The organism is Streptococcus sp. 27098_8_69, assembly GCF_041432445.1.
In the GTDB taxonomy this organism is placed as follows: Bacteria; Bacillota; Bacilli; order Lactobacillales; family Streptococcaceae; genus Streptococcus.
Genome location: NZ_JAPVZO010000002.1, coordinates 50,761 through 63,571 on the forward strand (window position 1 = coordinate 50,761; position 12,811 = coordinate 63,571).

The 12,811-nt window shown below is 41.4% G+C and carries 14 protein-coding genes; 3 read left to right on the top strand and 11 right to left on the bottom strand.

Translation table 11 applies throughout. The features are described 5' to 3' along the window. Window position 1: 1 nt before the first annotated feature. From fabF to O3658_RS01625, 9 genes are all read right to left on the bottom strand, one after another. The gene (fabF, locus tag O3658_RS01585) at window positions 2-1,237 is read right to left on the bottom strand and encodes a beta-ketoacyl-ACP synthase II (RefSeq protein ID WP_371559039.1); all 1,236 of its coding nucleotides are present in this window, start codon (window positions 1,235-1,237) and stop codon (window positions 2-4) included. Window positions 1,238-1,259: 22 nt separating this feature from the next. Next, window positions 1,260-1,994 carry a 3-oxoacyl-[acyl-carrier-protein] reductase gene (gene fabG / locus O3658_RS01590; protein ID WP_371559040.1) on the bottom strand — a complete coding sequence of 245 codons (735 nt, stop codon included), beginning with the start codon at window positions 1,992-1,994 and terminating at the stop codon, window positions 1,260-1,262. 32 nt (window positions 1,995-2,026) lie between these two features. Next, complete coding sequence (fabD, locus tag O3658_RS01595; protein ID WP_371559041.1) at window positions 2,027-2,947, bottom strand: ACP S-malonyltransferase; 921 nt, start codon at window positions 2,945-2,947, stop codon at window positions 2,027-2,029. Next, window positions 2,940-3,914 carry an enoyl-[acyl-carrier-protein] reductase FabK gene (fabK, locus tag O3658_RS01600; protein WP_371559042.1) on the bottom strand — a complete coding sequence of 325 codons (975 nt, stop codon included), beginning with the start codon at window positions 3,912-3,914 and terminating at the stop codon, window positions 2,940-2,942. The genes fabD and fabK overlap by 8 nt, the downstream gene beginning before the upstream one ends. A gap of 116 nt (window positions 3,915-4,030) precedes the next feature. Next, the gene (locus O3658_RS01605) at window positions 4,031-4,255 is read right to left on the bottom strand and encodes an acyl carrier protein (RefSeq protein WP_000257838.1); all 225 of its coding nucleotides are present in this window, start codon (window positions 4,253-4,255) and stop codon (window positions 4,031-4,033) included. Between the two features lie 56 nt (window positions 4,256-4,311). Further along, window positions 4,312-5,286, bottom strand: coding sequence for a beta-ketoacyl-ACP synthase III (locus O3658_RS01610; RefSeq protein WP_371559043.1), 975 nt, complete (start codon window positions 5,284-5,286; stop codon window positions 4,312-4,314). Continuing rightward, window positions 5,286-5,720 carry a MarR family winged helix-turn-helix transcriptional regulator gene (locus O3658_RS01615; RefSeq protein ID WP_371559044.1) on the bottom strand — a complete coding sequence of 145 codons (435 nt, stop codon included), beginning with the start codon at window positions 5,718-5,720 and terminating at the stop codon, window positions 5,286-5,288. Before O3658_RS01615 ends, O3658_RS01610 begins: the two co-directional genes overlap by 1 nt. A 92-nt stretch (window positions 5,721-5,812) precedes the next feature. Beyond that, window positions 5,813-6,598: an enoyl-CoA hydratase gene (locus O3658_RS01620; protein WP_371559045.1), complete on the bottom strand. Its 786-nt coding sequence runs from the start codon at window positions 6,596-6,598 to the stop codon at window positions 5,813-5,815. Window positions 6,599-6,708: 110 nt separating this feature from the next. Beyond that, complete coding sequence (locus O3658_RS01625; protein WP_371559046.1) at window positions 6,709-7,269, bottom strand: hypothetical protein; 561 nt, start codon at window positions 7,267-7,269, stop codon at window positions 6,709-6,711. 159 nt (window positions 7,270-7,428) lie between these two features. Here O3658_RS01625 and O3658_RS01630 point away from each other — a divergent pair, with 159 nt between their 5' ends. The 3 genes from O3658_RS01630 (at window position 7,429) to serS (ending at window position 10,655) form a co-directional block, all read left to right on the top strand. After that, the gene (locus tag O3658_RS01630) at window positions 7,429-8,793 is read left to right on the top strand and encodes an aspartate kinase (RefSeq protein WP_371559047.1); all 1,365 of its coding nucleotides are present in this window, start codon (window positions 7,429-7,431) and stop codon (window positions 8,791-8,793) included. A 2-nt stretch (window positions 8,794-8,795) separates the two neighbouring features. Beyond that, window positions 8,796-9,167, top strand: a complete 372-nt coding sequence (locus O3658_RS01635) for a DUF956 family protein (RefSeq protein WP_371559048.1) — start codon at window positions 8,796-8,798, stop codon at window positions 9,165-9,167. A 213-nt stretch (window positions 9,168-9,380) separates the two neighbouring features. Continuing rightward, window positions 9,381-10,655: a serine--tRNA ligase gene (gene serS, locus O3658_RS01640; protein WP_371559049.1), complete on the top strand. Its 1,275-nt coding sequence runs from the start codon at window positions 9,381-9,383 to the stop codon at window positions 10,653-10,655. A 97-nt stretch (window positions 10,656-10,752) separates the two neighbouring features. Here serS and groL read toward each other — a convergent pair whose 3' ends face one another. Together groL and groES are read right to left on the bottom strand one after the other, a co-directional pair. Beyond that, entirely contained in the window at window positions 10,753-12,372 is a 1,620-nt protein-coding gene (groL, locus tag O3658_RS01645) for a chaperonin GroEL (protein WP_061862700.1), read from the bottom strand. 26 nt (window positions 12,373-12,398) lie between these two features. Next, window positions 12,399-12,683: a co-chaperone GroES gene (groES, locus tag O3658_RS01650; RefSeq protein WP_371559050.1), complete on the bottom strand. Its 285-nt coding sequence runs from the start codon at window positions 12,681-12,683 to the stop codon at window positions 12,399-12,401. Window positions 12,684-12,811 lie beyond the last annotated feature (128 nt).

Sequence of the window (12,811 nt, forward strand, 5' to 3'; positions counted from 1 at the left end):
TTTACTTATTCTCCCAACGTTTGAAAACAAGGACTGCATTATGCCCACCAAATCCAAAGGTATTTGAGATAGCATATGGAATTTCACGTTCCAATCCCCGTCCATAGATAACGTTCGCTTCGATATAGTCTGATAATTCTTTCGTTCCAGCTGTCATTGGAACATAGCTATGACGAATAGCTTCAATAGTAGCAATGGCTTCAACAGCCCCTGCTGCTCCCAGCAAATGACCTGTGAAGGATTTGGTTGAAGAAACTGGAACATCCTTACCTAGAACAGATACAATGGCACCACTTTCTCCCTTTTCATTAGCAGGAGTTGATGTACCGTGAGCATTGATATAAGCTACTTGGTCTGGTGTGATTTCAGCTTCGTCCAAGGCAAGTTTGATAGCTTTAATAGCTCCTTGACCTTCTGGATGTGGTGAAGTCATATGGTAAGCATCACAAGTATTTCCGTAACCAACAACTTCAGCTAAGATAGTTGCACCGCGTTTTTCTGCGTGCTCTAAGCTTTCAAGAACCAACATTCCTGATCCTTCACCCATGACAAATCCATTACGGTCTTTGTCAAATGGAATAGAAGCACGAGATGGATCCTCTGTTGTTGAAAGAGCTGTCAAGGCTTGGAAACCTGCAATGGCAAATGGAGTGATAGAAGCCTCAGAACCACCAACTAGCATAACATCTTGGTAACCAAACTTGATGGAACGAAAGGCATCCCCAATTGCATCATTTGAAGAAGCACAAGCAGTATTGATAGATTTACAAATACCATTAGCGCCAAAGCGCATAGCAACATTTCCTGAGCCCATATTTGCTAAAGCTTTTGGAAGGGTCATCGGTTTCACACGTTTTGGACCTTTTTCATGAAGGCGAACCACTTGATCTTCGATTTCCTTGATTCCACCGATACCTGAAGCAACGATGACACCAAAGCGGTCTCTATCAAGAGTCTCTACATCAAGATTAGCATTGTTCACTGCTTCTTGTGCTGCATATAGTGCATATAAAGAATAAGCATCAAAACGGTTGGTATCTTTTTTTACAAAATATTTGTCAAAAGGAAAATCCTGGATTTCTGCCGCATTATGCACCGCAAATTCACTATGATCAAACTTGGTGATTTCACCAATTCCAATCTTTCCATTTTTAAGACTGTTCCAAAATTCTTCTGGTGTATTTCCGATTGGAGATGTCACTCCATAACCTGTCACTACTACTCGATTCAGTTTCATTCTTCTACCTCTATTTTAACTCTTATTGCATGGTTAGTCCACCATCAATTGCAATGACTTGTCCTGTTAGATAATCTTGACTAGCGAGAAAGACTGTAACATCAGCAACCTGCTCTGCTTGTCCAAACTGTTTCATCGGAATTTGTGCCAACATGGCATCTTTGACCTTATCAGATAGAACAGCAGTCATATCCGATTCAATCATTCCTGGAGCAATGGCATTGACGCGAACATTGCGATTGGCAACCTCACGTGCTACTGATTTGGTAAATCCAATCAAACCAGCTTTGGAAGCAGCGTAGTTGGCTTGACCGATATTTCCCATCAGACCAACAACACTAGACATATTGATGATAGCACCTTCGCGAGCTTTTATCATCGGTTTCAAGACTGATTGTGTCATATTGAAAGCACCTGTCAGGTTGACTTTCAAGACCTTCTCAAAATCTTCTTCCGTCATCTTAAGCATGAGAGTATCTTGAGTAATCCCAGCATTATTCACTAGGACATCAACTGAACCTAGTTCTTCAATCGCTTGATCCACCATGCGTTTTGCATCTGTGAAGTCTGAGACATCACCAGAAATAGCAAGGACCTTCACCCCGTATGGTTTAAATTCGGCAAGAAGCTCTTCAGAGATTTCACCACGACTATTCAAGACAACATTGGCTCCCAAGCTGGCAAATTTATGGGCAATGGCAAGGCCAATTCCACGACTTGAGCCTGTAATAAAGACATTTTTATTTTCTAGTTTCATTTTTCTCCTTTCAGAACTTCTACTATTTTGGTCTAATTTTCTAAGAGTGCTAGCAAACTTGCTTGATCTTCCACATTAGCCAGTTGAGCAGTTTTATCAATCTTTTTGACGAATCCGGACAAGACTTTTCCAGGACCAATCTCGATAAAACGAGTGACTCCCGCTTCTTGCATGACTGCAATGCTTTCATAAAAACGAACAGGTTCCTTAACTTGACGAGTCAAAAGTTCTGCAATTCGTTCTTTTTCCATGACCTTTGCTTCTGTATTACCAACAAGTGGACAAGCAAAGTCATTAAACTCAACATCTTCTAGAGCTTGAGCTAATTTTTGACTAGCAGATTCCAATAAGGCTGTATGGAAAGGTCCAGAAACATTTAGCGGAATCAAACGCTTTGCTCCTGCTTCTTGCAAGAGTTCAACTGCACGATCTACTGCAGCTACCTCCCCACCAATAACAATCTGGCTTGGAGTATTGTAGTTAGCTGGAGTTACAACACCAAGTTGAGAAGCTTCTTGACAAGCTTTTTCAATCACTTCAACCGGTGTATTTAGCACAGCCACCATTTTCCCTGATCCTGCTGGTGCTGCTTCTTCCATATAAGACCCACGTCTAGCAACTAGAGCCACTGCAGCTTCAAAATCCAAGGCACCACTAGCTACCAGGGCAGAGTATTCTCCAAGAGACAAACCTGCCACCATATCTGGTTGGTAACCTTTCTCCCTTAAAAGACGGTAAATAGCAACTGATGTAGCCAAAATAGCTGGTTGCGTGTAACGAGTCTGATTTAGGTTCATTTCATCATTATCAATCAAGTCACGGAGGTCATAGCCTAATACTTGGCTAGCTTGGTCGATTGTTTCCTTGACGATAGTATATTGGTCGTATAGATCACGTCCCATTCCAAGGTACTGGGCTCCTTGACCTGCAAATAGAAAGGCTGTTTTAGTCATTTCTTGTAACTCCTGCCCAACGAGCAGCTTCTGCTTGAATCTTTTCAGCTGCACTATAATAAATATCTTTTAAGATTTCTTCAACAGTTTCTTCTTTAGATACCAAACCTGCAATCTGGCCGGCCATCACTGAACCGCCATCCACATCCCCATGGACAACAGCCTTTGCTAAGGCTCCAGCACCCATCTGCTCAAAAATTTCTAAATCTGGATTTTCTTGTTTAAAGGCATCTTTTTCAGCTTGCTCGAAATCCCGAGTCAATTTGTTTTTAATGGCACGAACTGCGTGTCCAAAATGTTGTGCTGAGATCGTTGTGTCAATATCACGGGCTTTTAAAATCTTAGCTTTATAATTTGGATGGGCATTTGATTCCTTAGCTACCACAAAGCGAGTTCCAACCTGGACAGCTTCTGCACCGAGCATAAAGCCAGCAGCGGCTCCCTCACCGTCTGCAATACCACCAGCAGCGATAACAGGAATTGAAACAGCAGCTGCAACTTGACGAACCAAGGTCATGGTCGTTAATTTACCGATGTGTCCACCAGCTTCCATACCTTCTGCAATAACAGCGTCTGCACCGATTTTTTCCATCCGTTTTGCCAAAGCAACACTTGGGACAACTGGAATAACAGTAATCCCTGCTTCATGAAATCGCTCCATGTATTTACTTGGGTTTCCTGCGCCAGTTGTGACTACCTTAACCCCTTCTTCAATGACGAGGTCAACAATATCATCAACAAATGGAGACAGAAGCATAATGTTGACACCAAAAGGCTTGTCTGTTAAAGATCTAATCTTATTGATATTAGCCTTAACCACTTCTTTAGGAGCATTTCCTCCACCGATGATACCTAGACCACCAGCTTTTGAAACAGCTCCAGCAAGTTCACCATCTGCAACCCAGGCCATTCCCCCTTGAAAGATAGGATATTTAATGTTCAATAATTCTGTAATACGTGTTTTCATAGTGCCTCCATGAGTCTTGCTCAGGTAATAGTTCGACCACATTATACTTTGACAGTCAAACTATTACCTGAACAAGAGGGAGCGGGTTCCCCCTACTCCTTCTTCATTTATTTTAATTATTTTGTTTGCTCTTCAACGTAGGCAACCAAGTCACCAACTGTTTTCAAGTCATCTTCTGCTTCGATTTGGATATCAAAAGCATCTTCGATTTCTGAGATCACTTGGAACAAGTCCAATGAATCTGCATCCAAATCATCAAAAGTAGATTCAAGTGTTACTTCTGATGCATCTTTTCCAAGTTCTTCAACGATAATTTCTTGTACTTTTTCAAATACTGCCATGATAGACTCCTTTAAAATAAATAGTTTTTATAACAATGTGTTCACCACATGATTACCTAAATTGTAACAATAAGCGTGCCCCATGTCAAACCTCCGCCGAAGCCTGACAAGAGAATTTTTTGGCTTCCATCCAAACGAATGAGCCCTTCTTCTACACACTCTGAAAGTAGGATCGGAATACTTGCCGCACTAGTATTTCCATACTTGGTCATATTTGCGGGAAGCTTATCACGATCTACACCGATCTTTCTAGCCATCTTATCCAAGATACGGTTATTGGCCTGATGAAGCAGGAGATAGTCTAGTTCTTCTGCAGATACAGGACTCATCTCTATGGTCTCTTTGATAGACTTAGCAACATCTCGAATTGCGAAGTCAAAAACTGCTCGGCCATCCATTTTCAAGAAAGCGTCTGGCTTTTCTTGAACTGAAAATGGTGAAGTCAAACCTGTCTGCCCATAGGTCAAACACTCACTACGTGAACCATCGCTATTGAGACTCTCCGCTAGGAAATGTTGCTTATCGCTTGCTTCTAACAAGACGCCACCAGCTCCATCTCCAAATAGGACAGCTGTTGAACGATCTGTCCAGTCCAAGGTTTTGGACATAGTTTCACTACCGATGACCAAGCCCTTGCCAAATCGTCCAGATGATATGAATTTCTCAGCAGTTGAAAGGGCAAAGGTGAAACCACTACAAGCGGCAGTTAGATCAAATGCAAAGGCCTTACGAGCACCAATACGAGCCTGTACACGTGCTGCAGTAGAAGGCATCATTGAGTCAGGTGTCATCGTAGCTAGGATGATAAAATCCAACTCTTCAGCAGAAATCCCTGACTTCTCTAGGAGTTGTTTTGCAACTGCCGTTGCCAAATCTCCTGTTGATTCTGTCTTAGAAATACGACGTTCCTTAATCCCAGTTCGACTTGAAATCCATTCATCACTCGTATCCATAACCTGAGCCAAATCTTCATTTGTGACAATCTGCTCTGGTACACAATGAGCAACCTGGCTTATTTTTGCAAAAGCCATTATTTCAAATCCTCCAAAAATTGATAAAGATTGGTCAAACCTTTACTCATGACATCCATTTCCTCTGGGCTCATGCCCTCGATAATTCTTTCAACCATGGCCTTGTGGAAACGCTTATGTAGTCGATGTACCAAGCGACCTTTCTTTGTCAAATGCAGATGTACTACACGACGATCCTGATCTGAACGTAAACGTTCGATATAACCTTTTCGTTCCAAGTTGTTCAAGCTAGTTGTCACGGTTCCTAGAGTTACCATCAACTCTTTGGACACTTGACTTGGAGTCACATCTGGAAACTTGCCAATCACATCAATCGTGTGCATTTCCTTGATGGAGATATCCTTGAAACAACTACCTCTCAAACTCACTTCCTCAATCACCAGGACGTTATTAAAAATAGATGTTAAATAGTCATTGATTCGTTGGTAGTCCAATTCTTTTCCCTCCCTCATCAAAAAAAGTTTAACTATCAAAACATTTGACAAAAAAAGTATATCAAACTTCAAAGAATTGCGCAAGTATTTTCTTATTTCCCCAAAAATTTTGGACGTCTTCTTTCAGAATGTGCACGAACACCTTCCTTAAAATCTTCGGTATAAGATAGAGTTTCCTGTAGCTCCAGTTCCAATTTTGCATATTCATGCCACTGCTTAAACTCGCTCTCCCAGACCAATTTCTTAATGGCTACGTAAGAGTTAGTAGAGCCTCTTCTCAACTTCTTCAACAGTTGCTCTCTTGTCTTTTCCAGTTGCTCACTAGCACACAGACGATAGACAGCTCCTGCTTCTAAAGCCTTCTCAGCTGTAAAAGCTTCACCGGTCATAGCAAGTTGCGTTGCCCGAGTCGCTCCTAGCGATCGTGTCAGCAAGAATAAACCACCCGCATCAGGAGCCAAGCCTACGCCTACAAAGGCTTGAATAAATTTAGCCTTGTCCGATGCAATACAGAAATCAACAGCCAAGGCCATATTGGCAGCTGCACCAGCAACTGCTCCGTCTACTTCCATGATGACAGGCTTAGGAATTTGCTTCAATTTATAAGAAATGGCATTGACTAATTCTGCAATCTGAGCCAAGGATGTAATATCATCCTCATCGACAGCTCGTTTCATCTCTACCAAGTCCCCTCCGACAGAAAAAACTTTGCCTCTTGCATTGATGAGAATATAGGAAACAGCACTATCTTTTTCAGCTAATTCTAAGGCTTCTAAAATTTCCTGACACATAGGAATATGGAAACCATTTGCCACCTCGGGACGATTCAGAGTAAGTATCGCTAGATCGTCCTGAACTTGATAGATAATATGATTCATAGCCACTCCTTTCAAATTACAATGATGTTTAAATTATTTTATTTTCAAATTATATCTTTTTCCGGATTTTTAAACAAGAGAAAAATCGACCGAAAGTGTCTCGGCCGATTTTAAAACCTTAGTTTGGTCTCTAAAAATACAGGAAAACCAGTACTTGTATCATCCACGAAATCATAAATCACTTCAAGCATTCGTCCTCCTTCTCTCTGATAAAGCTGTTCTTGGTTGGATCCCTTGTGGTAGAATTCTCCTGAAACCATGTAAAAAACACGATTTGGATCTTCAAGGTAGGCAAAAAGATTTCCTGTAAAAGGAACTTCCTTGTCTCCGTCCTTGTTGACCAGACTTGTAGCTAAGAGTTTTGTGATTCCTCTAAATTGTCCACTTTCATCTGTTCGACAATAAAACTTGATTCTAACTTCATAGTTAGGATTGACGATAATCTTTTCAGAGAGAATTCGATAGGTCCTTGCCTTACTATCTGACAAGCCGATAGATAAGATAATTTTAGCCCTCTCAACTGAAATCTGACGCTCCTGCGCATACTCCATCGCTAATTCCTCTCCGGTCAAACGACCACTGGGAAGAGGATGAGACCTTGCTCCTATATTTGTAGGAATCATCACGAAGGTAAGGACTAGTAAGATTAAACAAACTACTCTTTTAATCATCTTCCCCCAACTCCTTTCATTAGAAGAGTCTTTCCTCCTACACCTTTATTATAAGCTTTCCTGATGAGACTTTCAAACAATTGTATAGGATATTTTCCAGATTGAAAAAAGCCCCTCTTTCTGCTATAATCGTATAAAATACTTACTTTAGGAGTTCTTATGAAGGTTGTAAAATTTGGTGGAAGCTCTCTTGCCTCTGCTAGTCAGTTAGAAAAAGTTCTAAACATTGTAAAAAGTGACCCTGAACGTCGTTTTGTGGTTGTATCTGCACCTGGTAAACGCAATTCTGAAGATACCAAGGTGACAGATGCCTTGATTAAATACTACCGCGACTATGTAGCTGGTAACGATATCAGTAAACGTCAAAACTGGATTATTGATCGTTATGCTGCCATGGTTAGTGAATTAGGTCTTAAAACAGCCGTTTTAGATAAAATTTCAAAAAGCATTCGCTCTCTAGCTACTCTTCCAATTGAAGATAATAAGTTTCTCTATGATACCTTTCTAGCAGCTGGAGAAAATAACAATGCCAAGTTGATTGCAGCCTACTTCAACCAAAATGGCTTGGAGGCGCGTTATGTTCATCCTAGAGAAGCTGGTATCGTCGTTACGAGCGAACCTGGAAATGCGCGAATCATCCCATCAAGTTATGATAAAATCGAGGAATTGACAAATTCAACTGAAGTCCTCGTTATTCCTGGTTTCTTTGGCGTAACTAAGGAAGATCACATCTGTACCTTCTCCCGTGGGGGATCCGATATTACTGGTTCTATCATCGCCGCAGGTGTTAAGGCTGACCTCTATGAAAACTTTACTGATGTAGATGGAATCTTTGCTGCCCATCCTGGTATCATCCACAAGCCACACTCTATTCCTGAGTTAACCTACCGTGAGATGCGTGAATTGGCCTATGCTGGATTCTCTGTACTACACGATGAAGCACTTCTACCAGCCTACCGTGGGAAAATTCCTCTTGTCATTAAAAATACCAACAATCCAGACCACCCAGGTACTCGCATTGTGCTACAACATAGCAGCGACAAATTCCCAGTTGTTGGGATCGCTGGTGATTCTGGCTTTGTCAGCATCAATATGTCCAAGTATCTGATGAACCGCGAAATCGGTTTTGGTCGTAAAGTTCTTCAGATTCTTGAGGACCTTAATATTGGTTGGGAACACATGCCAACTGGTATCGATGACCTGTCTATCATCTTACGTTCACGAGAATTGACTCCGATCAAGGAAGAAGAAATCCTTCGTCAATTAGTACAAAAAGCAGAGGTAGACCACGCTGAAATCGAACACGACCTCTCTATCATTATGATTGTTGGGGAAAAAATGAAGCGTCATATCGGGGTAACTGCTACAGCCACTCGTGCCTTATCTGAGAACAACATCAACATCCAAATGATGTCACAAGGCTCTAGTGAAGTTTCTATCATGTTTGTTGTCCATAAAGACCAAGAAAAAGCCGCCCTTAAAGCTCTCTACCAAGCATTTTTCGGTGAAAATAAGGAAGACTAAACATGGCACAATCCCTCAACAAGGTCGTCGACTTGCAAACAACTGGAACTTCCTATCTCTCCATTACAGGAAAGGTTGGAAAATTTCTGGTTGGAGATCATGCGCTAGAATTTTACGCAGATCGTAATGTCGAGGACTATATTCAAATCCCATGGTCCAGCGTTAACCAAATCGGAGCCAATGTTTCAGGCCGCAAGGTTAGTCGTCATTTTGAAATCTTTACAGATCAAGGAAAATTTCTCTTTGCCTCAAAAGACTCTGGAAAAATTCTTAAAATAGCTCGTGAAAAACTGGGAAATGACAAGGTAGTCAAACTGCCTACCTTAGTCCAAATCATTGGTCGAAAAATTAAAAATCTATTTGCAAAAAAATAAAAAGTTTAGTATAATCATAGAAACGGATAAGTAGGTTACTTCCTTCTTTCAGAAAGTCTGCGGGTGCTGCGAGCAGATAGAAGATTTAATTGAAATTCTACCGTTGTTTTAAATCAAATACAGAATCAAGTGCACACCTGTGAAGTTGGATGGAACCGTGGCCCTGCCACTCCAACGCTTTGTCAGGTGTGCTTTTTTCATAAAGGAGTTTATATGTTAGATATCAAACGTATTCGTACAGACTTTGATGCTGTCGCAGAAAAACTAGCTACACGTGGTGTAGATGCTGCTATCTTGAATGAGATGAAAGAAATTGATGCCAAACGTCGTGACATCTTGGTTAAGGTTGAAACCCTCAAAGCTGAACGTAACACAGTTTCTGCTGAGATTGCACAAGCTAAACGTAACAAGGAAAATGCAGACGACAAGATTGCTGCCATGCAAACCCTATCTGCCGAGGTAAAAGCTCTTGATGCTGAATTGGCAGAAATCGATGCTAAATTGACAGAATTTACCACAACTCTTCCAAACATCCCAGCTGATAGCGTGCCTATCGGTGCAGACGAAGACGATAACGTAGAAGTTCGCCGTTGGGGAACTCCTCGCGAGTTCGACTTTGAACCAAAAGCTCACTGGGATTTAGGTGAAGATCTTGGTATTCTTGACTGGGAACGTGGTGGAAAGGTAACTGGAGCGCGCTTCCTCTTCTATAAAGGACTTGGGGCTCGTTTGGAACGTGCTATCTACAACTTCATGTTGGATGAGCATGGAAAAGAAGGTTACACTGAAGTCATCACACCTTACATGGTTAACCATGATTCTATGTTCGGTACAGGACAATATCCAAAATTCAAAGAAGATACATTTGAATTGAAAGATACGAACTACGTCCTCATTCCGACAGCTGAAGTTCCTCTGACCAACTACTACCGTGATGAAATTCTTGATGGAAAAGACTTGCCAATCTACTTTACTGCTATGAGCCCATCATTCCGTTCTGAAGCTGGTTCAGCTGGTCGTGATACTCGTGGTTTGATTCGTTTGCACCAATTCCACAAGGTAGAAATGGTGAAATTTTCCAAACCTGAAGAGTCATACGAAGAACTAGAAAAGATGACAGCCAACGCTGAAAACATCCTTCAAAAACTCAACCTTCCATATCGCGTAGTTGCTCTTTCTACAGGAGACATGGGCTTCTCAGCTGCTAAGACTTATGACTTGGAAGTATGGATCCCTGCGCAAAATACCTACCGTGAAATCTCAAGCTGTTCAAATACAGAAGATTTCCAAGCTCGTCGTGCCCAAATCCGTTACCGTGATGAAGCCGATGGTAAGGTTAAACTTCTTCATACTTTGAATGGTTCTGGACTTGCTGTTGGACGTACAGTCGCTGCTATCCTTGAAAACTATCAAAACGAAGATGGTTCTGTGACCATTCCAGAAGTTCTTCGTCCATACATGGATGGAGCTGAAGTTATCAAACCATAATTAAATAAATGTAAAAAGAGGAGGCTGAGCTTCCTCTTTTTGAGTAATTCAAAAGAAACAGGTAGAAAATTCTCATTTCTACCTGTTTTTTAATTTCTTAGTAGCCACCCATCATAGATGGATCCATAGCTGGCGCTGGTGCAGCGGGTTCTGGTTTGTTAGCTACGACTGCTTCTGTTGTTAGAATCAAGCTTGCTACTGAAGCTGCGTTCTGAAGGGCTGAACGGCTAACCTTAACAGGATCGATAATTCCTGCTTCAATCATGTTGACCCATTCACCTGTTGCAGCATTGAAGCCTGTTCCAAGCTCTGCATTTTTCAAACGATCAATAACAATTGAACCTTCATAACCTGCATTGTAGGCAATTTGACGAACTGGCTCTTCTAAAGCACGAAGAACAATATTGCGACCTGTTGCTTCATCGCCTTCTAATTCCAAGGCAGCGACAGCTGAGATAACATTAACAAGGGCAGTACCACCACCTGCAACGATGCCTTCTTCAACAGCTGCACGAGTCGCGTTAAGAGCATCTTCGATACGGAGTTTCATTTCCTTCAACTCAGTTTCAGTTGCAGCACCAACCTTGATAACAGCTACTCCACCTGACAATTTAGCCAAGCGTTCTTGAAGTTTTTCACGGTCGAATTCTGAAGTTGTTGTTTCAATTTGTGACTTGATGACAGCCACACGGTTAGCGATGGCTTCAGGATTTCCTGCACCTTCGACAATAACTGTGCTATCTTTATCAACAGACACTTTAGCTGCTTGACCTAAAGCTTCGATGGTAGCATCTTTCAACTCAAGACCAAGGTCTTCGGTAATAACAGTTCCACCTGTCAAAATCGCAATATCTTCCAACATCGCTTTACGACGGTCACCGAAACCAGGAGCCTTAACAGCAACTACGTTGAAAGTTCCACGAATCTTGTTCAAGACAAGAGTTGGTAGAGCTTCTCCATCAACATCGTCTGCAATAATCAAGAGCGGACGGCTACTTTGAAGAATGCTTTCTAGAAGTGGCAAGATTTCTTGGATATTTGAAATTTTCTTGTCAGTAATTAAAATATATGGATTTTCAAGGTCTGCAACCATTTTTTCATTATCAGTAACCATGTACTGAGATAGATAACCACGGTCAAACTGCATTCCTTCTACAACTTCAAGCTCTGTTTCCATACCACGTGATTCTTCAATAGTGATAACACCATCTTTACCAACTTTTTCCATGGCTTCAGAGATGTACTCACCAACTTTTTCAGAACGAGATGATACAGCAGCGACCTGCGCAATCGCTTCTTTGTTAGCAACAGGAATGGCATTGTTCTTCAAGGCTTCCACAGCAGTTGCAACCGCTGCTTCAATCCCTCGGCGGATACCAATTGGGTTTGCACCGGCAGTTACGTTTTTGATTCCTTCACGAACGATAGCCTGAGTCAATACTGTTGCAGTAGTTGTCCCATCACCAGCGATATCATTCGTCTTAGAAGCTACTTCTGATACCAATTTGGCACCCATATTTTCAAAATGGTCTTCCAATTCGATTTCTTTCGCGATGGTTACACCGTCATTGGTAATCAATGGAGAACCAAATGATTTTTCAAGAACGACATTACGTCCTTTAGGGCCTAAGGTTACTTTAACTGTATCAGCTAGGATATCAACACCACGGACCATTGCTGAACGTGCATCAGATGAAAATTTAATTTCTTTTGACATACTTACTTCCTCCTATTATTCTTCAACTATTCTTCAACGATTGCTAAGATGTTAGCTTCACCAACGATGACATATTTTTCATCACCATCTTTGACATCAATGCCTGCATGAGCTTCAACCAAAACCTGATCTCCAACTTTTACACTTGGAGCAACTAGTTCACCACTCAAGGTACGAACGCCTTGTCCTGTAGCCACTACTGTAGCTGTTTTTGTTTTTTCTTGGGCTGATCCTGCAAGGACAAAGCCTCCAACAGTTTGTTCTTTTTCTTCAATTTTCAAGACCACGCGGTCTCCTAATGGTTTCAACATCTGTTTTCCTCCATAACATAATCATATTGTTAGCACTCTTTGTACATGAGTGCTAAACCATAGTTCTATTGTATCACTTGGTCAAAAATAGTCAAGAAAAAAGTCTGATTTATAGCACAAAAAGAGTT

Excerpts from the sequence above, each read along its gene's own strand:
- O3658_RS01625 (WP_371559046.1), bottom strand. The coding sequence starts at position 7,269 with ATGATTAAAAGAGTAGTTTGTTTAATCTTACTAGTCCTTACCTTCGTG.
- serS (WP_371559049.1), top strand. The coding sequence starts at position 9,381 with ATGTTAGATATCAAACGTATTCGTACAGACTTTGATGCTGTCGCAGAA.
- O3658_RS01630 (WP_371559047.1), top strand. The coding sequence starts at position 7,429 with ATGAAGGTTGTAAAATTTGGTGGAAGCTCTCTTGCCTCTGCTAGTCAG.
- O3658_RS01610 (WP_371559043.1), bottom strand. The coding sequence starts at position 5,286 with ATGGCTTTTGCAAAAATAAGCCAGGTTGCTCATTGTGTACCAGAGCAG.
- groES (WP_371559050.1), bottom strand. The coding sequence starts at position 12,683 with ATGTTGAAACCATTAGGAGACCGCGTGGTCTTGAAAATTGAAGAAAAA.
- fabG (WP_371559040.1), bottom strand. The coding sequence starts at position 1,994 with ATGAAACTAGAAAATAAAAATGTCTTTATTACAGGCTCAAGTCGTGGA.
- O3658_RS01605 (WP_000257838.1), bottom strand. The coding sequence starts at position 4,255 with ATGGCAGTATTTGAAAAAGTACAAGAAATTATCGTTGAAGAACTTGGA.
- fabK (WP_371559042.1), bottom strand. The coding sequence starts at position 3,914 with ATGAAAACACGTATTACAGAATTATTGAACATTAAATATCCTATCTTT.
- groL (WP_061862700.1), bottom strand. The coding sequence starts at position 12,372 with ATGTCAAAAGAAATTAAATTTTCATCTGATGCACGTTCAGCAATGGTC.
- fabF (WP_371559039.1), bottom strand. The coding sequence starts at position 1,237 with ATGAAACTGAATCGAGTAGTAGTGACAGGTTATGGAGTGACATCTCCA.
- O3658_RS01620 (WP_371559045.1), bottom strand. The coding sequence starts at position 6,598 with ATGAATCATATTATCTATCAAGTTCAGGACGATCTAGCGATACTTACT.
- fabD (WP_371559041.1), bottom strand. The coding sequence starts at position 2,947 with ATGACTAAAACAGCCTTTCTATTTGCAGGTCAAGGAGCCCAGTACCTT.
- O3658_RS01635 (WP_371559048.1), top strand. The coding sequence starts at position 8,796 with ATGGCACAATCCCTCAACAAGGTCGTCGACTTGCAAACAACTGGAACT.